The following is a 17,718-nucleotide window of genomic DNA, read 5'->3' as shown; positions in this document are numbered from 1 at the left end:
TTTTTAGCTTTCTGCTTTCGGCAGAATGACGCGCAGCGCCTGGGGCACCGCCTTCAAGATTACCTTCCGATCCAGATCGATCAATTCGCCATCGATCACGGCCTGCGCATCTTTTTTGCGCTTCGGAAAATGCAGCTCGAGCTGGGTGCACTCCAGCTCCGTCACCTGCGGATTGTTGCGCCAACGGCCCAACAGCACATCTATAGCGAGCCCAATGAGTTCACCCGTGGTCACTGGTGCTGCGAAGTAGACACCCAGGCGCCCGCTATCGAGTTGCCCAGCCACCGGTACAGGCCCATCATCGAGCGGATTGTTCGAAACCGCGATCCCAGAAACGGTTCGGCTGTGTTTGCCGGTACTGTCGGTGTACTCCACGTCGAATTTCGGCGGGTTTGCTGCCGCGGCCGCAATCGCTCGCAGGCTTGCCAACATTTTGCCGAAGCGGCTGCGGTAGACCATGCCATTGCGGATCCGCACGAGCCGCGGATGAATACCGACGCTAAACTGATGGACGAAAGGCTGTTCGTTGGCAGTCGCTATATCGACCGATCCAACGCTTCCATGCGCAATCGCGTGCACCGCGCGGTGAATATCCTGGGGCACACCCAAAGCGCGCGCAAAAAGGTTCATTGTGCCCGCCGGCAATAGTCCCAAAATCTTATTTTCTTTGAGAGCGAGAGCCGCGGCGGTCGAAATTGTCCCGTCACCGCCAGCTGCGATGATCGCCTCGACCGTGTCGCTGGTGGCTAGGTTTTCAAGGGTCGAAACCACCTCATCGCCATTGACGATATTGCAGTCGAATTCATGCCCGGCAGCCGCAAAAGCGTCCTTGGCTTCCGCGCAAAACTCTTCGAGGTTCATGGTGCGTAATGTGCCGCTGTCGCGATTGAAGACGGCGGCTATATGCATGAATCTACTCCGCCGCCGCGTGGGTCGGCGCTTGAACGAGAGCGGGCATCGCCACCACTACGATGACCCCATTACCTGGCTCACTCGTATAGATCGGTTCCCCACCAAACTGGCTAGACAACTGTTTGATGATGACCGAGCCCAGCCCACCCTCTCCCTTGCCCTCGGGTAGGCCGACACCCGTATCGCGCACCGTCAATGTCGGCACACCCGCATCATTGCGGAAAAGGGCAACTTCGACATGCCCCTTCCGTCCATCGGGGAAGGCATGCTTGAGGGCGTTAGTGACGAACTCACCAACCAGAATGCCCAACGTGGTCGCGTCCCGTGAGCTCACTTCGATCGGATCGATCTTGCCCTCGATGGTGATGCGCTCGGAATCGGATTGAGTGATTGATATATCTTCGAGGACTGCGCTCAAGAACTCCTCGGCGCTCGCCGATTCCATGTCATCGCCCAATCGAAGGCGGCGATGGGCCGATGCAATGGCGTGCACGCGAAGCCGTGCCGCCTCGAGGGCTACACGCACTTCTTCCGACCGTGTCCGCATCAACTGCAAGGCAAGAAGCGACGAAACGGTCGCCAGCGAGTTGCCAATGCGGTGGCTGGTGTCCTGCAGCAGCGCTTCCACGCGCTGCCGTTCACGCTCGGCATGTGCCCGTGCATCGTCGATCGCGCGCGTCCGTTCGGCCACCTCAGCTTCAAGCGCCTCATTCTGGTTAATCAGCCCGCGGTTGCGCTGCGCCATGGAACTGACTTGCTTTTGCGTCCGCGACATCAAAGCATAGCCGAGGCACACCGCTGCCGCCAAAGCAGCGATGATCGTCCCCACCAGCCACAAGCGCGACTGATCGATAGCGTCATTACGCACGGCAAGCTTCTGATTTTCCTCGCCGATGAAGGCTTCGAGCGTATCGCGCACTTCACCCATCATCCGCGCGCCCATGCCGGTATCGGTCAGCGTCTGCGCCTCTTCCTGGCGCTGAGTCGCGACGAGCTGCACCACCCGTTCCATCTCGGCCATCTTGCCCGCGATGTCGCCCGTTATGCTCCGCACACGAGCGGTCTGCGCCGGATCGTCTGCAGCCATTTCCAGAAGCGAGGAGACATAGGTGTCGATCTGAGCGGCGGCAGTGCGGTATGGCACCAGAAACTGACGGTCGCGCGTCAGCATATAGCCGCGCTGGCTGGCCTCAGCCTCTCCAATGATGTTGATGAGTTGCCGTGCCTTATCACGCACGGCGTAAGTCTCGGTCATGTCGCTCAGCTGGCGTTCCATGCCCTGCATGAGCAAGAGCGAAACGATGGCAGCGAGAAAAACAAGGCAAAGAGAAGACCAGACAGCAATGCGTCGGGCAGTGCGATGTCCGAGTACTGGCACAACTGTGCTGTTGGGTTCTTGTCCCACCGTTATCATCCAAGCCATCCTGGCCGACTCTTGTCGCTGGACGGAGACCTATTGTAGGTCCACCGCGTGCCATGCGGCAATGGCAGCATTGAGGCTGCAATCATTTAGATTAGTGGCCTCGTGATTTCTCTGGGGGCATCCCAATCTGCGAGCTCTTGCAGACCTTCGGGATCGATGATTTCGCAACTCCGATCCAACCAGCGGATGAGGTCTTTCTCTGCCAGTTTGCGCAGCGTCTTATTCGTGTGGACGATGGAGAGGCCAAGTGTATCCGCGACATGCTGCTGGGTCAGTGGTACATGCAGCACTTTGTCGGTAACTGGCCCAAGCGTTGCGGCGCGGTTGTGAAGAAATGCCAGCAGATAAGCTGCCCGCTCGACCGCCGTTCTCCGGCCAACACTGAGAAGGTGTTCGTCAAGCATCCGCTCTTCCCGCGCCGCCAGCCAGGTGACGTCAAAGCCAAGTCCAGCGTGGGCCTCGAAAAGCTCGTTCAGCTTATCGCGCTGGAAGACGCAGAGGATGACGGGCGTCAAAGCCTCGACCGAATGCTCCATTTCGCCCAGCACTGACCCCTGTAGTCCAAGCAAATCGCCGGGGAGCAGATAATTCAAAATCTGACGGCGACCATCTGGCAGCGTCTTGAACCTGAAAGCCCAGCCCGAAAGCACCGTGTAGAGATGCGGACTGTGATTGCCTTCCGAAAGGATAGCCGATCCAGTTTCAGCAACCAGTTCGCCCCGCTTGAAGCTCGACACGAACTTGAGCTCTGGTTCGGTAAAGTCGCGAAAGGCTGGCAAGCCGCGTAAAGGGCATTGTTCGCAGGGCACCCTTCTCCCGGTGCTGGGAAGGACGAGATTCAAGGGAAATCCTGAAAGTTATGACGCTGGCGGAATAACGCGGGCGTGATCCGCCACGTTCCGATGCGTATGTCTTTTTTAAATGACGGCCTACCGGCCAAGGAACAAAAGGATTGTCCCATCCAGCAAGGAAAACGCCGAATGCTCAAAGGCCAAACGGCGCTTATTGTCGAGGCTCAATACCTCATTGCGCTGGACATTCAGGCGACCCTTGAAGACCTCTCTTCGCCACGCGTTTTGATCGCGCAAGACCCCGCATTCATTGAGGAGCTGGCGGTCCCGTTCAGCGAAATAGGCCTCGCCATCGTCGAGATCGAACGCAACCTGCCGAGCAATCTTCAACTGATTGGCGATCTCGTGCGGCAGGGTATTCCGGTGATTGGCGTCACCGCCGATCAGGACTTGCGGAAGAGCATTAACTGGCTCTCCGGCGTGCCGCTATTGTTCAAGCCGACACCGTCCGAAAGCATGATCGATGCCATCCGGACGGTGATTGTAGCTTAGAAGGAGTGGTTGGTGGTGGTCACCTGGGCCGAAACAGCGTCCGGACCATAGTCGGATTCACCGCTGATCTTCAGCATCTCTTGCAGGCGTGAGCGTGCGCGGCTGACGCGGCTTTTCATAGTGCCAACGGCGCAATCGCAGATCTCTGCCGCTTCTTCATATGAGAAGCCTGACGCACCAATGAGAATGATTGCTTCACGCTGATCATCCGGCAGCTGACCTAGCGCCTTCTTGAAATCCTGAAGGTCCATCGAGCCATATTGCGATGGGTGCACCGACAACCGCTCGGTGAATGCACCATCGGTATCCTGCACTTCGCGCCCGCGCTTACGCATCTGGCTATAAAACTCGTTGCGCAGAATGGTGAAAAGCCACGCCTTGATATTCGTTCCCATCTCAAAGCTGGACTGCTTAGCCCACGCCTTCATGACGGTGTCCTGCACCAGATCGTCAGCTTTATCGTGCTTGCCGGTCAAGGACACGGCAAAAGCACGGAGGCTCGGCAATGTGGACAGCATTTCGCGCTTGAACGACGTCGTCTCTGTCGCCATTCGCTTATTCTCCGCCCTGCGAAGATTGCTTGGCATGTGCCTGTTCGGCACTATCCAGTTTTTCGAGTAGATCGAGCAACTGATCAGGCACGCCCTCTTCCTGCACTGCGCCATAGAGCGCGCGCAGACGCGAGCCAATATCTGATGTCGGCCCAAGGCCATCATCCGGCTGCTGCCGCATGTTTTGTTGGCCCACCAATGTGTCGTTCTTCATGCCCTGACTCTACCCAAGCTTCGGAAGCGGTCCCGCTAATCAGAGAAAATTCGTCTGGATAAAAAAAGTTCCATCGGTTCGGAACTTTTCTCTCCATGCGCCATTAAATTAATTCGTGAAGTCACGGACTAAAAGCGTCACTGGAGTTTCCCTACATGTCTCTGTCCACGCGGATTGCGCCGCACCTGCCTTACCTCCGGAGATTCTCACGGGCGGTTACAGGATCGCAGACGTCTGGCGACGCTTACGTCGCCGCCACGTTGGAAGCCCTTATTGCCGATATCTCGTTGTTCCCGGAAGCATCGAGCGATCGCATTGCGCTTTACAAATTGTTCTCGGCTCTCTTCACGTCGTCCGCTGTCGATATCCCCGAACCGATCTCGACCTTCGCGTGGGAACAGCGCGCTGCTCGTAATCTCGCCAACCTCGCCCCCCGCCCCCGCCAGTCCTTCCTGCTCGTTGCAGTCGAGGGCTTCACGCATGCCCAGGCTGCCGAAGTGCTTGGCGTAAGCGACCAGGAATTTGCCTCGCTCCTCGATCAGGCCTCGCATGAAATCTCGCGCCAGGTGGCGACCGAGATCATGATCATCGAAGATGAGCCATTGATCGCGATGGACATCGAGCAGATGGTCGAAAGCCTCGGCCACAAGGTCGTCAGCATCGCCCGCACGCATGCTGAGGCGGTTAGCCTGTTCAATCAGACCCAGCCGCGCATGATCCTGGCGGACATTCAGCTCGCTGATGGCAGCTCGGGCATCGATGCAGTCAACGACATCCTCAATACCCATTCGGTACCCGTGATTTTCATCACGGCATTCCCCGAGCGTCTTCTTACGGGCGAACGTCCTGAGCCGACTTTCCTCGTCACCAAGCCGTTCAATCCGGAAATGGTGAAGGCGCTGATCAGTCAGGCACTGTTCTTCGAAGACGGTTCGCGCGCCGCAGCCTGACACCAAAGGTTGCGTGCAAAACTCGAAAGCCGGCTATGCCGGCTTTTTTGTTGCCTGCAGGAACTTGCCAAAAGGTCGCACGTTTATTCTGCAAGACATCACTCTGGAGGCAACTATGCTTTACTACGCTCTCGTCTTCCTCGTTATCGCTCTTATTGCCGGCGTTCTTGGCTTTGGTGGCATTGCTGGCGCCTCTGCAGGTATCGCCCAGATCCTTTTCTTCCTTTTCCTGGCGTTCCTCGTCATTTCTCTTGTTATCGGCCTCTTCCGCCGGACTTAAAACTTCTAAATAGCCAAATGGGCGGCCCTCATGGCCGCCTTTTTTATTGCTGAGGAAGAAAAATGGTGGTTTTGCCTGTCCAATAGTAGACCGCGAGCCCGATCCACTCCTTGATCGCAACAGTCGTCACATTCAGATTTTGCACGGGATTAGCGATATCGAACCAAAGCCCCTGCGGCCCCGGTGTCCGATAATCCGTCGGCCAGGGGATTACGCGCAGTCCCGCCTTGCTGAAAATACCGACTGAGCGCGGCATGTGAAATGCCGAAGTCACCAATATGACATTGCCGTTCGCCAGATCACCCAACAGCGACTCGGTGAAAGCGACATTCTCGTCGGTATTTCGTGACTCGCCTTCGAGGATAAAGCGATCCTCGGAGATGCCGTGCATGGAGAAAAAGCGCTTGGCCGTTTCGGCCTCAGATTCTCCTTCGTCGTCCAACACGCCGCTTCCCCCACTGACAACGATCTTTGCCGTCGGATAAGCGTTGGCGAGCCATAAGGTCGTGGTCAGGCGATCGCCGGCATCATTGAGTTCCGCAATTTGCCGGGCTGAACTTGGACGCGCCAACGTTGCTCCACCCAGCATGATAATCGCATTGACCGCCTGTGGTGGCGTCGCGGGCACGGAAAACCGATCTTCGAGCGGCTGAATGATGACATAGCCCAGCGTGGTATATCCCACCAACCCGTGGACAAGCACGGCCAACACAAGCGCCGCAATGCTCGATTTCCGCTTCCTCAAAAGCGCGAAACCGAGCGCGAGAAGCAGCAGCAACACGACAATGCTCGACGGCTGCGCCACCAGCCAGAAAATCTTTGAAACCAGGAAGAACATGCCGCACCCTGCGCATCGAACACGCGGCCTTGTGCCCCGTTTTCACCGCAAGTCCAAGAGCGCTGGGCAATTCTGCTTTTTCCCCTTGCTATCTCGGCGCCATTTGCATTTGTTGAAGGCGGTCAAAACTGCCAGCCTCAAAATAAGGCAGTTGCCATCAGGAATGCCCGAAACCGGGTCTACGGTAAGCATGCACGAACTGAACACGGCGCCCGCTGCGACCATGCCCGTTGTGGAATTGCGCGATCTGCATAAGTCCTTCGGCGCGCTGGAGGTTTTGAAGGGCATATCGCTGTCAGTCGGCGAAGGTCAGGTGGTGAGCCTGATTGGGTCTTCTGGCTCGGGCAAATCGACCCTTCTGCGCTGCATCAATATGCTCGAAGTTCCTGATCAAGGCGACGTGCTGATCGACGGCGAAGCTATCAAGCTTCGCGGCTCGGCCCAAGCGCGTCAGATCGCAGACGAATCCCAGATCCGGCGCATCCGCTCCGAGCTCGGCATGGTCTTCCAGTCCTTCAATCTCTGGGCGCACATGACAGTGCTGCAAAATGTCATGGAAGCGCCGCTCATCGTCCAGGGTCGTCAACGCGCCGAGGTCGAGGCAGAGGCCCGCGCCATGCTCGATAAGGTCGGCATTGGTTCAAAGACCGACGCCTATCCATCCCAACTTTCCGGTGGCCAGCAACAGCGCGCCGCGATCGCTCGCGCCCTTTGCATCAATCCGCGCGTCATGCTCTTCGACGAACCGACCTCCGCGCTAGACCCGGAACTCGAGGTCGAAGTTCTGCGCGTCATCAAAGTGCTGGCTGACGAAGGCCGATCCATGGTTCTCGTCACCCACGATATGGAATTTGCCCGCTCCGTCTCGGACCGGGTGGTGTTCCTCCATCAAGGCTTGATCGAGGAAGAAGGCACGCCGGACGAGGTTTTTGGGGCCACCAAATCGGCCCGCCTCAGACAGTTTCTCAACGCTGCCAATCACGAAGAGCAGCGGCATACTTAAACTCTCGACGTCAAACGTAATGGAGACGCTAATGAAGAAGATAATCCTGGCAGCGCTTGCCACCCTGACGCTGAGCAGCGGCGCAATGGCACAAGATAGCCTCCGCATCGCGACGGAAGGCGCCTATGCGCCATGGAATTTCCTCGACGAGAGCGGCAAGCCCGCAGGCTACGAAATCGAACTCGCCGGCGCCATCTGCGAAAAGGCTGGCCTCACCTGTGAATTCATCGTCAATGACTGGGATTCGATCATCCCGAACCTCTTGGCTGGCAACTACGATGCCATCATGGCGGGCATGTCGATCACCGAAGAGCGCAAGCAGACCATCGCCTTCAGCGACGAATATTTTCCGCCCGATCCGTCGCGCTACGTAGCGCTGGCTGGTGCAGAGATCGATTTCGATGCCCTCACCGGCAAGCGTATCGGCGTTCAGGGCGGCACGATCCAGGCAGCCTATGCCGAGGAAAATCTCGCCAAGGACAACACCATCGTTTCCTTCACCACCGCTGATCAGGCAGTGGCAGATCTCTCAGCCGGCAATCTCGACGCGATCTTTGCCGATGGCGCCTATGTCGATCCCATCGTCACCGCATCGAGCGGCGCCATCGACTATACCGGTCCTGACATCATGATCGGCGAAGGCATGGCAATTGGCCTCCGCAAGGAAGACACCGACCTGACCGCCAAGCTCGACGCCGCCATCGAAGCCCTCAAGGCAGACGGCACCGTCGATGGCCTCATCGCCAAGTGGTTCGACGGCCGCGGCCCCTATTACGCGAACTGATACGCTTCGAGCGAGGAGCCCAAACTCCTCGCTCACCGATTGAACTGGTGCGCGCCACATGACCGACGACATCGCCTTCTGGCTCAGCTATCTGACCAATGGCAAGCATCTGACCTGGTATGCCAGCTTCCAGTTCACCATTTTCGCGGCCCTTATGGGTGGCGCGCTTGCCGTGCTGTTCGGCCTAGCCGGCGCCACCGCCCGAAACTCGCGCTTCCTACCGCTCCGCGTCCTTGGCACTATCTATTCGTCCATCGTGCGCGGCGTGCCAGACGTTCTCTTTTTCCTCTTTTTCCCCCTCGCCTTCGAGCAAGGCGTCGAGTGGCTGGTCGCGACGCAGGTCTGCTCACCGGCGATGGTTGCCGCCCAAACTGCCGCCTGGCCACCGTGCCGCGAAGCCAATTGGATTCTCGGCACGCCGGAATATCTGATGCTTGCCAGCGTCTCGCTCGGCATCGTCTATGGCGCCTTCGCCACCAATGTCATTCACGGCGCGCTTCGCTCCGTCCCGTTGGGGCAGCTCGAGGCCGCACGCGCCTATGGAATGTCGTCTCGCCAGGTGCTGTGGCACATTCACATCCGCCAGATGTGGGTCTATGCGCTTCCCGGCCTCTCCAATGTCTGGATGCTGATCATCAAGGCGACCTCGCTGCTCTCGCTGCTGCAGATTGCCGATATCGTACTCTGGGCCGATCGCCTCGGTGCGCCAAACTTCCTGCCGGCGGTAGGCCTCGTCCACGAGGATTGGCGTTGGCGCTATTATCTCGTTCTCTTTGTCTTTTACATCCTCGTCACCTGGCTTTCGGAGCGCGTTTTCGAGGCCATTATGCGCCGCGTCGGCAAAGGCATATTGAGCGAGGCACACGCGTAATGCAGGGCTTCCTTAACGATCTCGCCATCATGGCGCCGGCAGTGATGTTCAACATCTACTTCGCCCTCGCCTCGATTCCGCTCGGCTTTGTGCTCGCCGTCTTCCTCGCGCTCGGCAAGGCATCGCGCAATCCGCTGATCAACCGGCTGTCGCGCGGCTATATCTACGCCTTCCGGGGCTCGCCGCTCTTCATCCAGTTCTTCATGTTCTATTCGCTGGCGCTGTCGCTCAATATCTCCGTGTGGAAGCCGCTGGGCATATCGGGCTTTGTGCTGCACCCGCTATTCATCGGGCCGCTGGTTCTGGTGTTGAACACGGCCGCCTATACCGCTGAAATCTTCTACGGTGCCCTGCGCGCAGTCCCCCGTGGCGCCGTCGAAGCCGCGCGCGCCTACGGCATGTCCCCCGCCCAGCAATTCCGGCGTGTGGTCTGGCCCAACCTCATCCGCCTCGCCTGGCCCGCTTACACCAACGAAGTGGTTTTCCTCTTCCACGCAACGGCGATCGTATATTTCGCGCTGCCGGTCATCGGCGCCCAGGCGGATCTGATGATCACGGCAAAGACCCTCTTCGAACGCGACTACAATGCGTTCCTGCATTTCTCGGTCGCCGCGCTCTATTTCCTCGCGGTATCGCTCGTCGTGTTTTTTATCTTTGGCTTGATCTATCGGCGCCTAATGCGCCACTTGCCGCCGCAACCTGGCCTCCGTTTCGCGCCAAAGTGGATGCGCTGACGGTCAGTGCCTAGGCGCGCAACGTCTGGCGCAGCATCGCATGAGCAAGCACGCGAGCGATCTCGGCTGAAACAGCCGCCGCTTGAAGTGGCTTGTTCACGCTGCCCGCAGCGCCTGCCGCAAGCGCATCACTGTGCTCACCCAGCATGCAGATCATGATCACGGGGATATCGCCGGTTTGCGGATCGGCCCTCAGTGCTGCCAGCACATCCCAGCCGTCGAAACCGGGCATCAGCACATCGAGAAGAATAGCCGAAGGCGCCATCGATCGCGCCATTTGCAAAGCGGCCTGTGGCGCACCAATCGACATCGGCACATGGCCCGCGGAGCGAATGATCCGCTCCGCCTCGCGCAACACATTGATATCGTCATCGACGACAAGAATGCGCGCCGGTTCCTGCAATTCCTGTGGCGGAAGGTGCGGTGATGGCCTTAAAGACGTCACCGCTCGCCGTAACGCGCTCATCATACCCATCGCCACCACCACCTAGACTCAAGTGTCCAGTGTGGCAGTGGCGCGCGCAGAGGGTGTTAACCGGTTGATTAGAAGTTTACCGATTGGTGTTCGAGCGCCGTCATGACGCCGCGCAATTCGGCAAGGCCCTTCATGCGCCCGATGGTCGGATAGCCCGGCTGCGCCCGGCGTCCAAGATCATCGAGAATATCCTGACCGTGATCTGGGCGCATGGGAATGATCGCGTCCTTGCGTCCCTCAGCCTTCCGCCGCCGCTCTTCGCGCACGATCGCGGCGATAAGCGCGACCATATCGGTGTCCCCGCCAAGATGCTCAGCCTCAAAAAACGAGCCGACAATATCGTCATTGTCGCGCTTGACGTTCCGCAAGTGCAGGAAATGCACCTTTGGCCCAAACCGCTCCATCATGCCCGGCAGATCATTGTCCGGCCGGGCGCCGAGCGATCCCGAACACAGCGTCATGCCATTGGCTGGGCTGTCGACGGCATCGATGATGTATTTGTAATCCTCTTCCGTCGACATGATACGCGGCAGGCCGAGGAGGGCAAACGGAGGATCATCCGGGTGGCAGCAGAGACGCAAGCCTAGTTTTTCCGCCTCAGGAACCACTTCTTCGAGGAAATGCACAAAGTGCTCGCGAAGCTGGTCGCGCGTGATGTTGCCATACTCGTCGAGATGCGCCTGCACATCGTGCAGCGACATGGATTCCGTCGAGCCTGGCAGACCCATGGTAACATTGCGCCCAAGCTGCTTCTTCTCGTCCTCGCTGAGGCTTGAGAAGCGGCGCTCCGCCTCGTCGGCGATGGCATTGGTATAGTCGGCGGTCGCACCCGGACGCTTCAGGATATGAATATCAAAGGCCGCAAAATCGTTGATATCGAACCGCATGCATGAGCCGCCATTGGGGACTTCCCAGCGCAGATCCGTGCGCGTCCAATCGAGCACCGGCATGAAATTGTAGCAGATCACCTCCATGCCGCTTTCGGCGAGGTTCCGCATGGAGATCTTATAGTTGGCGATGTGCTCGCGCCAATCGCCCTTCTGCTTCTTGATATCTTCGCTGACCGGCAGGCTTTCGACCACGTCCCAGGTCAGGCCCGATGCCGAGCCGTCCTTGCGCGTCGCGATTTCCTGGTAGCGCTTGGCGATATCGTCCTTGGTCCAGACGACACCATTGGGCACATGGTGCAAGGCGCTGACGACGCCCACTGCTCCCACCTGCGTGATATCGTCGATCGAGCACAAGTCCTTCGGGCCGAACCACCGCCAGGTCTGTCGCAAAGCAGAACTCCATTCTTGTATGGTAGCCCTGCCTCTAGCACAGTCTGCTAGGGATTTGCCAGCTTCCGCACGTCTGGCTTTACTTGCGCATGTCTCGATCGAAAACGAACTTCGGCATTTCCCATTTCAGCACGAGCGACAGCATGCGCAGTGGGAAGCCCACGGCCAAAGCCACGAGCACCATCAGATCCGTCGGCAAGCCGCCGAGGAGCCCGAGATAATAGACGACACCTGTGACGATCGACACAGTCGCATAGAGCTCGCCATGGAAGACCAGCGGAATGTCATTGCAGAGCACATCGCGCAGAATGCCACCGACGATCCCCGTTACCATGCCCGCAACGATGATGATGATCGGATGCGCATTGGTTTCGATGGCCACATTGCAACCGACGATCGTGAAGACCACAAGGCCGACCGCATCGAGAAGCAGGAATGGCCAGCGAAGTTTGTCGACCACCCGCGCCAGCGCTATGGTCAAAAGCGCCGCGCCGCAGACCAGCACCAGGATATAGGGATTGCGTACCCAATAGAGCGGATAGTGATCAAGGATCATGTCGCGCGCCGTGCCGCCACCAAGCGCGGTGACGCAGGCGATGATGCAGACGCCGAACCAGTCCATGTTGCGCCGCCCTGCAGCGAGGGCGGCCGTCATCGCCTCGGCGGTCATGGCGACATAAAACATGATCATCAGCATGGACAGAACCTGGAAGCGCGTCGAAATCGGGTTGTTTCCGCCACGTTACAGAAGCAACCCTTGCCGTCCAGAGCCGATGGAGATTTGTCCCATGCGTCCGCCGAAAACCGTCCGCGCCCTCGAAGCCTTCGGCCGCGTGAGGCTCTCGGAAAACTTCTTCATGCGCGATTTTCTGTATTCCGAAATCGCCGTCATCAACGGCCTCCAGAACCTGCCCGATGATCCCAATCTCGCCATCGCAGCCGGCACGCGCCTCTGCGAAGAATTGCTCGAACCGCTGCAGGAAAAATTCGGGCCCCTCTCCGTCCGTTCATCCTATCGATCGCCGCAGGTCAACCACTTCGGCAACGTCAACAAACTCAATTGCGCCAGCAATGCCAGCAACTACGCCGGCCACATCTGGGACCGCCGAGACGCCGAAGGCCGCATGGGTGCCACAGCCTGCGTCATCGTCAACCGCTTCATTCCGTACTACGAACGCACCGGCAATTGGGAAGCCATGGCCTGGTGGATCCACGACCACCTGCCCTATTCGGATATGCAATTCTTCCCAAAATTCGCAGCCTTCAACCTGCAATGGCGAGAGGAACCCGTCCGCCGCATCTACAGCTACATCCCACCCCGGCGTGGGAAATTGACCGCGCAGGGAATGGCGAATTGGCCGGGGACGCATGAGGAGGACTATGCGGCGATGGTGGCGGAGATTAGCTAACACCCACCTAGCCTCTCCCTGATAGGGGGAGGAACGCATCGAGTATGCCGCAATACCGGAGAGCCACTGGCAGATCCCTCCCCTAACAGGGGGAGGTTAGGTGGGGGTCCTAAAACCTCTTACAAAAAATCCGCCCGATACGGCGTAAACACATCGACCAGCCGGCCCTTCTCCAGCGCCACGACGCCGTGCACGAGCCCTGACGGCACGATGAAGCTGCCGCCCTGCCCGACCACTTCGGTCTTGCCGTCGATCGTCACCTCAAAGCTGCCCTCGGCCACATAGCTCACCTGAATGTGCGGGTGGCTATGAAGCGCGCCGACGGCGCCCTTGTCGAAGCCAAACTCGACCTGCATCAATTCTGGCGTATGGATCAGCACCCGGCGGGTATTGCCCGGCGCCAGTTCGGTCCATTCGGTTTCGTTGGGTTGAGCGAAGAATTTCTGTTCAGTCATGATATCACCTTGCGAGCCAGCCGCCATCGACGGGGATAACGGCGCCATGCATGTAGTTGGAAGCCGGGGCCAGGAGGAACACTGCCGCGTCCCCGATATCGGAGGGCACACCCCAGCGCGCCGCCGGAATACGCCCGAGGATCGAGGCCGAACGATCGGGATCGTTGCGCAGCGCCTCAGTATTGTTGGTCTCGATATAGCCCGGCGCAATGGCATTAACATTGATGCCCTTAGCCGCCCATTCATTGGCCAAAAGCCGCGTAATCCCCAGCACACCGCTCTTGGACGCCGTGTAGCTTGCGACGCGAATACCGCCCTGGAAGCTGAGCATAGAGGCGATGTTGACGATCCGTGCCGGGCGGCTTTCCGCCAAGGCTTTGCGCCCCATCGATTGCGCGAGGAAAAACATCGTCTTGAGATTGATGTCCATCACTGCGTCCCAATCCGCCTCGGTAAAGTCCACCGCATCGACGCGCTTGATGATCCCGGCATTGTTGACGAGACCGTCGATAGGCCCATGCTGGTCCCAAGTCGCATCGAACATAGCCTGCGCGTCCTTGGTCGAACCGAGATCGGCGCGCACGTCGACAAAATCGGCGCCCTGCCCGGCCATGAGCGAGGACGTTTCTTCCATGGACGACCGGCCGACGCCGACCACCCGCCCACCAGCCCGACCGATCGAGAGCGCGATGCCCTGCCCGATGCCGGTATTGGCACCGGTGACCATCACCGTCTTGCCAGTCAGGCTAAAGGCCGTGAGGTCGGTCAAAGAAGATCCTCCATCGGGATCTTTTCGGCGTCGGTATAGTCGATGTTGTCGCCGGCCATGGCCCAGATAAAGGTGTAAGACCCAGTTCCAGCACCCGAATGGACCGACCAGGGCGGGGAGAGAATCGCCTGCTCGTTGCGCACGATCATGTGCCGCGTCTCATCCGGCTCACCCATTAGGTGCACAACGAAGGCATCGGGCTTGAGGTCGAAATAGAGATAGGCCTCCATGCGCCGATCATGCACATGCGCGGGCATGGTGTTCCAGACCGAGCCGGGCGCGAACTGGGTGAGCCCGACGACCAACTGGCAGCTCTTGAGGCTGTTGGTGTATTGATAAATCGAGCGCTCGTTGGCGGTTTCTGCACTGCCCATATCGAGCCGCTTGGCGCCAGATTGCTGCAGCAGCGTAGTCGGATGCGAGGCGTGCGCCGGAGCGCTCAGCAGATAGAATTTGGCGCCTGCGCCAGTAAATAGCACATCCTTGGATCCCATCCCGATATAAAGCATGTCGCGCGAACCGACCGCATGCGCAGTGCCATCGACAGTGATCGTGCCGGCCGCGCCAATATTCACCGCGATCAGTTCGCGGCGCTCTAGGAAGCTCGCCGTCCCGGTCGGCTTGATGCTCTCCAGCACCAGTTCGCCGCCACTCGGCACCGCCCCGCCAACCGCCATTCGATCATAGTGCGTATAGGTCCAGCGCACCGCCCCATCGGCGAAGAGATCGTCGATCAAAAAATTCTCGCGCAGCTCGGCCGTGCCCATGCCAGCGGCCCCGACGGGATCGATGGCAAAACGGATGTCGAATTCGGTAGTCATGGCAGCTCCGGCGTAGAAAGGTGAAAGGGTCAGTCTTGCTCGGCGAGGCGGGCGCGATAGCGGTCCTGGCTGCGCGAGAGATGTTGGCGCATGGCCTCGCGGGCGGCGTCGGCATTCTGGGCAGCAATGGCCTGAAGGATGCGCTTGTGCTCCTCGTGCAGCCCGGCCTGATAGTCATAAGTCAGCACGCTCTCCGTGCCCCAGGGCGAAGCGACATCGCAGGGGATTGTGCGACTCCCGAGGCCGTCGAGAACTTCGATGTAGAAGGGGTTGTTGGTCGCGGCGGCGATGGCGCGGTGAAACGCGAAGTCGGTCTTGCCCGTCGGATTACCCGATTTCAGCAGCCGGCCAAACTCGTGCCATGCCTCCTGGATCGCCGCTTCCTGGCTGGCGCTGCGGCGGATCGCAGCGAGCCCGGCAGATTCAATCTCGATGCCCATGCGCACTTCGAGCACGTTGAGGGCGACCGAGATCTTGTTCGATGTTTCGCCGCCGATCGCAGCAAAGGCGCTGGCAGCATTCGCTAGCACGAACACACCCGCTCCCTGCCGCGGCTGGACGGAACCATCCGCCGAAAGCGCCGCGATGGCTTCGCGCACCACGGTGCGGCTAACGCCGAAATGCACGGTCAACTGGCTTTCGGTGGGCAACTTTTCGCCCGGCCCGAATTCGCCGGACGAGATGCGCTTTCTCAGCGCATCGATGACCATTTGTGCCAGCTTGGGCTTGCGGGCGGGAAGTGCGGCTTCAACGAGGGACATGACCTTACCGGAACAGACTCGGCAACCAGAGCGAGAGCGCCGGAATATAGGTCACGAGCCCGAGAACAACGAGGCCCGCACCATAAAACGGCCAGACGCTCTTCATGGCGTCCCAGACAGTGATCTTGCCCACGGCAGCAGCGACGAACTGCACCGGCCCAAGGGGCGGCGTATTAAGCCCGATGCCGAGATTGAGGATCATGATGACGCCGAAATGCACGGGGTCGACGCCGAAGGCCGAGACCATAGGCAGGAAGATCGGCGTCGTGATGACGATCAGCGGTCCCATATCCATGAACGTGCCGAGAAGGAGCAACAGCACGTTGATCAGCAGCAGTACCATCAGCGGATCGGTGGTCAGCTGCGAGATTGCGTCTGTGAGAATGGTCGCAACCTTGAGATAGGCCATGAGCCAGCCGAAAGCCGCCGCCGCGCCGATGATGAACAGCACCATGGACGTGGTCCGCACCGCACCCATCACGCAGTGCACGAATTCCTTCGGCCCCATGGAGCGGTAAACCAAGACGGTGACGAGCAGCGCATAGATCACCGCGATGCAGGAGCTTTCCGTGGCGGTGAAGATGCCGGAGCGGACGCCACCGAAGATGATGACGATCAGCATGAGGCCCGGGATCGAAATTAGGAAATACTGGAAGGCCCGCGCAAACCCCGGGAACGGCTCCGTCGGATAGCCGCGCTTTACGGCAACGAAATAGGCCGTGACCATCAGCGCTGCGGCAAGCAGCAATCCGGGGATGATACCAGCGGTGAAGAGATCGGGGATAGAAATGCGCCCGCCGCCAGATAGCGAATAGATGATCATGTTGTGACTGGGTGGCAGAAGAAGCGCGATCAGTGCCGCCATCGAGGTCACGTTCACCGCGTAATCAGCGCCATACCCGCGCGCCTTCATCTGAGGGATCATGATGCCACCGACAGCTGCGGCTTCCGCCACGGCCGAGCCGGAAATGCCGCCAAAGAGCGTCGATGCCGCAACATTGACCTGGCCCAGACCGCCACGAACATGGCCGATCAACGAGCCCGCAAACTGGATGATCCGCGCTGCGATTCCGCCGCGCATCATCAGATCGCCGGCAAAGATGAAGAAGGGAATGGCCATTAGCGTAAAGGCGGAGACGCCGGAATTGAGCTGCTGGAACACAACGATTGCCGGGCGGCCGAGATAGACGACCGTCGCAAAACTCGCGATCCCGAGACAGAAGGCGATGGGCGTGCCTACCAGCATGAGCAGCGTGAAGACGCCGAAGAGAATCCAATATTCCATTTTGCCCTCAGTCCGCCGTCACGGTGGCATCGATGATGGGATCATCGACATTCTCGCCAGCAGCGCGCAGCAAGAGGCGCTCGAGCGAGAACAGGCACATCAAACAGCCCGCGATGACGATGGGGAGATAGGTGAAGGTCTGCGGCAGGCCGACGACCGGAATGCGCACTGTCCAGCCGCGCAGGGCCAATTCACCGCCGTAAAAAACCATGCCCGCCGCAAAGGCGAAGATGGAAATATCGCTTATCCCGCGCAGCCAAGGCTTGCCCCCCGGTGGCAGGATATAGAGAAGCACGTCGAACCCCATATGGAAGTTCTCGCGCACGCCAACCGCTGCGCCCAAGAAAATGAACCAGCTCATGATCATGATCGAACCGGCCTCGGTCCAGGGCGGCGAGGAATTGACCACGTGCCGCATGAAGACCTGATAGGCCACGATCACCGTCATCGAAACGAGACCGATACCGGCAACCCAGAGCGCGCCTTCCGACAAGGCATGCGTCACCGCTCCGGCTCTCTTGAACCGTTCTCTCATGGCTCAAACTCCTCGAGGGAAAGAC

The 17,718-nt window shown here is 59.2% G+C and carries 23 protein-coding genes; 8 read left to right on the top strand and 15 right to left on the bottom strand.

Going from position 1 to position 17,718, the window contains the following annotated elements; genetic code table 11:
- Window positions 1-3: 3 nt before the first annotated feature.
- The 3 genes from DevBK_RS01650 to DevBK_RS01640 all read right to left on the bottom strand — a co-directional run bounded on the left by DevBK_RS01650 (window position 4) and on the right by DevBK_RS01640 (window position 3,177).
- Window positions 4-909, bottom strand: a complete 906-nt coding sequence (locus DevBK_RS01650) for a diacylglycerol/lipid kinase family protein (protein WP_317184252.1) — start codon at window positions 907-909, stop codon at window positions 4-6.
- Between the two features lie 4 nt (window positions 910-913).
- A complete protein-coding gene (locus tag DevBK_RS01645) occupies window positions 914-2,167 on the bottom strand; it encodes a sensor histidine kinase (RefSeq protein ID WP_317184251.1) in 1,254 nt (417 codons plus the stop codon).
- A 254-nt stretch (window positions 2,168-2,421) separates the two neighbouring features.
- Window positions 2,422-3,177, bottom strand: coding sequence for a Crp/Fnr family transcriptional regulator (locus DevBK_RS01640; protein ID WP_061910316.1), 756 nt, complete (start codon window positions 3,175-3,177; stop codon window positions 2,422-2,424).
- Between the two features lie 42 nt (window positions 3,178-3,219).
- On the opposite strand from DevBK_RS01640, the gene DevBK_RS01635 reads away from it, so the two are divergent.
- Window positions 3,220-3,678: a hypothetical protein gene (locus DevBK_RS01635; protein WP_317184250.1), complete on the top strand. Its 459-nt coding sequence runs from the start codon at window positions 3,220-3,222 to the stop codon at window positions 3,676-3,678.
- Here DevBK_RS01635 and DevBK_RS01630 read toward each other — a convergent pair.
- A complete protein-coding gene (locus tag DevBK_RS01630; RefSeq protein WP_061910312.1) occupies window positions 3,675-4,229 on the bottom strand; it encodes an RNA polymerase sigma factor in 555 nt (184 codons plus the stop codon). The genes DevBK_RS01635 and DevBK_RS01630 overlap by 4 nt on opposite strands.
- Before the next feature lie 4 nt (window positions 4,230-4,233).
- Complete coding sequence (locus DevBK_RS01625) at window positions 4,234-4,443, bottom strand: NepR family anti-sigma factor (RefSeq protein ID WP_061910310.1); 210 nt, start codon at window positions 4,441-4,443, stop codon at window positions 4,234-4,236.
- Window positions 4,444-4,598: 155 nt separating this feature from the next.
- Between DevBK_RS01625 and DevBK_RS01620 the strand changes: the two genes are divergently transcribed.
- Together DevBK_RS01620 and DevBK_RS01615 are read left to right on the top strand one after the other, a co-directional pair.
- The gene (locus DevBK_RS01620) at window positions 4,599-5,393 is read left to right on the top strand and encodes a response regulator (protein ID WP_061910309.1); all 795 of its coding nucleotides are present in this window, start codon (window positions 4,599-4,601) and stop codon (window positions 5,391-5,393) included.
- 115 nt (window positions 5,394-5,508) lie between these two features.
- Entirely contained in the window at window positions 5,509-5,673 is a 165-nt protein-coding gene (locus DevBK_RS01615) for a DUF1328 domain-containing protein (protein ID WP_046142315.1), read from the top strand.
- A gap of 43 nt (window positions 5,674-5,716) precedes the next feature.
- Here the strand turns inward: DevBK_RS01615 and DevBK_RS01610 are convergent, their stop codons facing one another.
- Window positions 5,717-6,511 carry a YdcF family protein gene (locus tag DevBK_RS01610; RefSeq protein ID WP_317184249.1) on the bottom strand — a complete coding sequence of 265 codons (795 nt, stop codon included), beginning with the start codon at window positions 6,509-6,511 and terminating at the stop codon, window positions 5,717-5,719.
- A 190-nt stretch (window positions 6,512-6,701) separates the two neighbouring features.
- On the opposite strand from DevBK_RS01610, the gene DevBK_RS01605 reads away from it, so the two are divergent.
- From DevBK_RS01605 to DevBK_RS01590, 4 genes are read left to right on the top strand one after another with little or no spacing between them, the layout of a single operon-like run.
- Window positions 6,702-7,514, top strand: coding sequence for an amino acid ABC transporter ATP-binding protein (locus tag DevBK_RS01605; RefSeq protein ID WP_317184248.1), 813 nt, complete (start codon window positions 6,702-6,704; stop codon window positions 7,512-7,514).
- A 31-nt stretch (window positions 7,515-7,545) separates the two neighbouring features.
- The gene (locus tag DevBK_RS01600) at window positions 7,546-8,298 is read left to right on the top strand and encodes a transporter substrate-binding domain-containing protein (RefSeq protein WP_317184247.1); all 753 of its coding nucleotides are present in this window, start codon (window positions 7,546-7,548) and stop codon (window positions 8,296-8,298) included.
- A 58-nt stretch (window positions 8,299-8,356) separates the two neighbouring features.
- Entirely contained in the window at window positions 8,357-9,169 is an 813-nt protein-coding gene (locus DevBK_RS01595; RefSeq protein WP_317184246.1) for an ABC transporter permease subunit, read from the top strand.
- Window positions 9,169-9,903 (top strand): ABC transporter permease, encoded by a 735-nt coding sequence (locus DevBK_RS01590; RefSeq protein WP_062631533.1) that lies wholly within the window; start codon window positions 9,169-9,171, stop codon window positions 9,901-9,903. The genes DevBK_RS01595 and DevBK_RS01590 overlap by 1 nt, the downstream gene beginning before the upstream one ends.
- A 10-nt stretch (window positions 9,904-9,913) precedes the next feature.
- Here DevBK_RS01590 and DevBK_RS01585 read toward each other — a convergent pair whose 3' ends face one another.
- The 3 genes from DevBK_RS01585 to DevBK_RS01575 all read right to left on the bottom strand — a co-directional run bounded on the left by DevBK_RS01585 (window position 9,914) and on the right by DevBK_RS01575 (window position 12,355).
- The gene (locus DevBK_RS01585; RefSeq protein WP_317184245.1) at window positions 9,914-10,390 is read right to left on the bottom strand and encodes a two-component system response regulator; all 477 of its coding nucleotides are present in this window, start codon (window positions 10,388-10,390) and stop codon (window positions 9,914-9,916) included.
- Window positions 10,391-10,446: 56 nt separating this feature from the next.
- On the bottom strand, window positions 10,447-11,658 hold the full coding sequence (gene uxuA / locus DevBK_RS01580) for a mannonate dehydratase (RefSeq protein WP_317184244.1): 1,212 nt from the start codon (window positions 11,656-11,658) through the stop codon (window positions 10,447-10,449).
- 79 nt (window positions 11,659-11,737) lie between these two features.
- Window positions 11,738-12,355 carry a trimeric intracellular cation channel family protein gene (locus DevBK_RS01575; protein ID WP_317184243.1) on the bottom strand — a complete coding sequence of 206 codons (618 nt, stop codon included), beginning with the start codon at window positions 12,353-12,355 and terminating at the stop codon, window positions 11,738-11,740.
- 91 nt (window positions 12,356-12,446) lie between these two features.
- Here DevBK_RS01575 and DevBK_RS01570 point away from each other — a divergent pair, with 91 nt between their 5' ends.
- Window positions 12,447-13,067 carry a hypothetical protein gene (locus tag DevBK_RS01570; RefSeq protein WP_317184242.1) on the top strand — a complete coding sequence of 207 codons (621 nt, stop codon included), beginning with the start codon at window positions 12,447-12,449 and terminating at the stop codon, window positions 13,065-13,067.
- A gap of 119 nt (window positions 13,068-13,186) precedes the next feature.
- Here the strand turns inward: DevBK_RS01570 and DevBK_RS01565 are convergent, their stop codons facing one another.
- From DevBK_RS01565 to DevBK_RS01540, 6 genes are read right to left on the bottom strand one after another with little or no spacing between them, the layout of a single operon-like run.
- On the bottom strand, window positions 13,187-13,522 hold the full coding sequence (locus DevBK_RS01565; RefSeq protein WP_317184241.1) for a cupin domain-containing protein: 336 nt from the start codon (window positions 13,520-13,522) through the stop codon (window positions 13,187-13,189).
- Between the two features lie 4 nt (window positions 13,523-13,526).
- The gene (gene kduD, locus DevBK_RS01560) at window positions 13,527-14,249 is read right to left on the bottom strand and encodes a 2-dehydro-3-deoxy-D-gluconate 5-dehydrogenase KduD (protein WP_410494057.1); all 723 of its coding nucleotides are present in this window, start codon (window positions 14,247-14,249) and stop codon (window positions 13,527-13,529) included.
- Window positions 14,250-14,287: 38 nt separating this feature from the next.
- Window positions 14,288-15,112: a 5-dehydro-4-deoxy-D-glucuronate isomerase gene (gene kduI, locus DevBK_RS01555; protein WP_317184239.1), complete on the bottom strand. Its 825-nt coding sequence runs from the start codon at window positions 15,110-15,112 to the stop codon at window positions 14,288-14,290.
- A gap of 29 nt (window positions 15,113-15,141) precedes the next feature.
- Window positions 15,142-15,873: a FadR/GntR family transcriptional regulator gene (locus tag DevBK_RS01550; protein ID WP_317184238.1), complete on the bottom strand. Its 732-nt coding sequence runs from the start codon at window positions 15,871-15,873 to the stop codon at window positions 15,142-15,144.
- 4 nt (window positions 15,874-15,877) lie between these two features.
- The gene (locus DevBK_RS01545; RefSeq protein WP_317184237.1) at window positions 15,878-17,158 is read right to left on the bottom strand and encodes a TRAP transporter large permease; all 1,281 of its coding nucleotides are present in this window, start codon (window positions 17,156-17,158) and stop codon (window positions 15,878-15,880) included.
- Between the two features lie 7 nt (window positions 17,159-17,165).
- Entirely contained in the window at window positions 17,166-17,693 is a 528-nt protein-coding gene (locus tag DevBK_RS01540) for a TRAP transporter small permease (protein WP_317184236.1), read from the bottom strand.
- Window positions 17,694-17,718: the final 25 nt, after the last annotated feature.

Origin of the sequence: Devosia sp. BK, assembly GCF_032907385.1 — a bacterium.
GTDB lineage: Bacteria > Pseudomonadota > Alphaproteobacteria > Rhizobiales > Devosiaceae > Devosia.
The sequence above is the reverse complement of the archived record's forward strand: the minus strand, read 5'-3'. Positions and strand labels throughout refer to the sequence as shown.

Bases quoted from the DNA above. Each gene is read 5' to 3' on its own strand.
- DevBK_RS01650 (WP_317184252.1), bottom strand. From the start codon at position 909: ATGCATATAGCCGCCGTCTTCAATCGCGACAGCGGCACATTACGCACC.
- DevBK_RS01645 (WP_317184251.1), bottom strand. From the start codon at position 2,167: ATGACCGAGACTTACGCCGTGCGTGATAAGGCACGGCAACTCATCAAC.
- DevBK_RS01630 (WP_061910312.1), bottom strand. From the start codon at position 4,229: ATGGCGACAGAGACGACGTCGTTCAAGCGCGAAATGCTGTCCACATTG.
- DevBK_RS01625 (WP_061910310.1), bottom strand. From the start codon at position 4,443: ATGAAGAACGACACATTGGTGGGCCAACAAAACATGCGGCAGCAGCCG.
- DevBK_RS01620 (WP_061910309.1), top strand. From the start codon at position 4,599: ATGTCTCTGTCCACGCGGATTGCGCCGCACCTGCCTTACCTCCGGAGA.
- DevBK_RS01615 (WP_046142315.1), top strand. From the start codon at position 5,509: ATGCTTTACTACGCTCTCGTCTTCCTCGTTATCGCTCTTATTGCCGGC.
- DevBK_RS01610 (WP_317184249.1), bottom strand. From the start codon at position 6,511: ATGTTCTTCCTGGTTTCAAAGATTTTCTGGCTGGTGGCGCAGCCGTCG.
- DevBK_RS01605 (WP_317184248.1), top strand. From the start codon at position 6,702: ATGCACGAACTGAACACGGCGCCCGCTGCGACCATGCCCGTTGTGGAA.
- DevBK_RS01600 (WP_317184247.1), top strand. From the start codon at position 7,546: ATGAAGAAGATAATCCTGGCAGCGCTTGCCACCCTGACGCTGAGCAGC.
- DevBK_RS01595 (WP_317184246.1), top strand. From the start codon at position 8,357: ATGACCGACGACATCGCCTTCTGGCTCAGCTATCTGACCAATGGCAAG.
- DevBK_RS01590 (WP_062631533.1), top strand. From the start codon at position 9,169: ATGCAGGGCTTCCTTAACGATCTCGCCATCATGGCGCCGGCAGTGATG.
- DevBK_RS01575 (WP_317184243.1), bottom strand. From the start codon at position 12,355: ATGCTGATGATCATGTTTTATGTCGCCATGACCGCCGAGGCGATGACG.
- DevBK_RS01570 (WP_317184242.1), top strand. From the start codon at position 12,447: ATGCGTCCGCCGAAAACCGTCCGCGCCCTCGAAGCCTTCGGCCGCGTG.
- DevBK_RS01565 (WP_317184241.1), bottom strand. From the start codon at position 13,522: ATGACTGAACAGAAATTCTTCGCTCAACCCAACGAAACCGAATGGACC.
- kduD (WP_410494057.1), bottom strand. From the start codon at position 14,249: ATGGTCACCGGTGCCAATACCGGCATCGGGCAGGGCATCGCGCTCTCG.
- kduI (WP_317184239.1), bottom strand. From the start codon at position 15,112: ATGACTACCGAATTCGACATCCGTTTTGCCATCGATCCCGTCGGGGCC.
- DevBK_RS01550 (WP_317184238.1), bottom strand. From the start codon at position 15,873: ATGTCCCTCGTTGAAGCCGCACTTCCCGCCCGCAAGCCCAAGCTGGCA.
- DevBK_RS01545 (WP_317184237.1), bottom strand. From the start codon at position 17,158: ATGGAATATTGGATTCTCTTCGGCGTCTTCACGCTGCTCATGCTGGTA.
- DevBK_RS01540 (WP_317184236.1), bottom strand. From the start codon at position 17,693: ATGAGAGAACGGTTCAAGAGAGCCGGAGCGGTGACGCATGCCTTGTCG.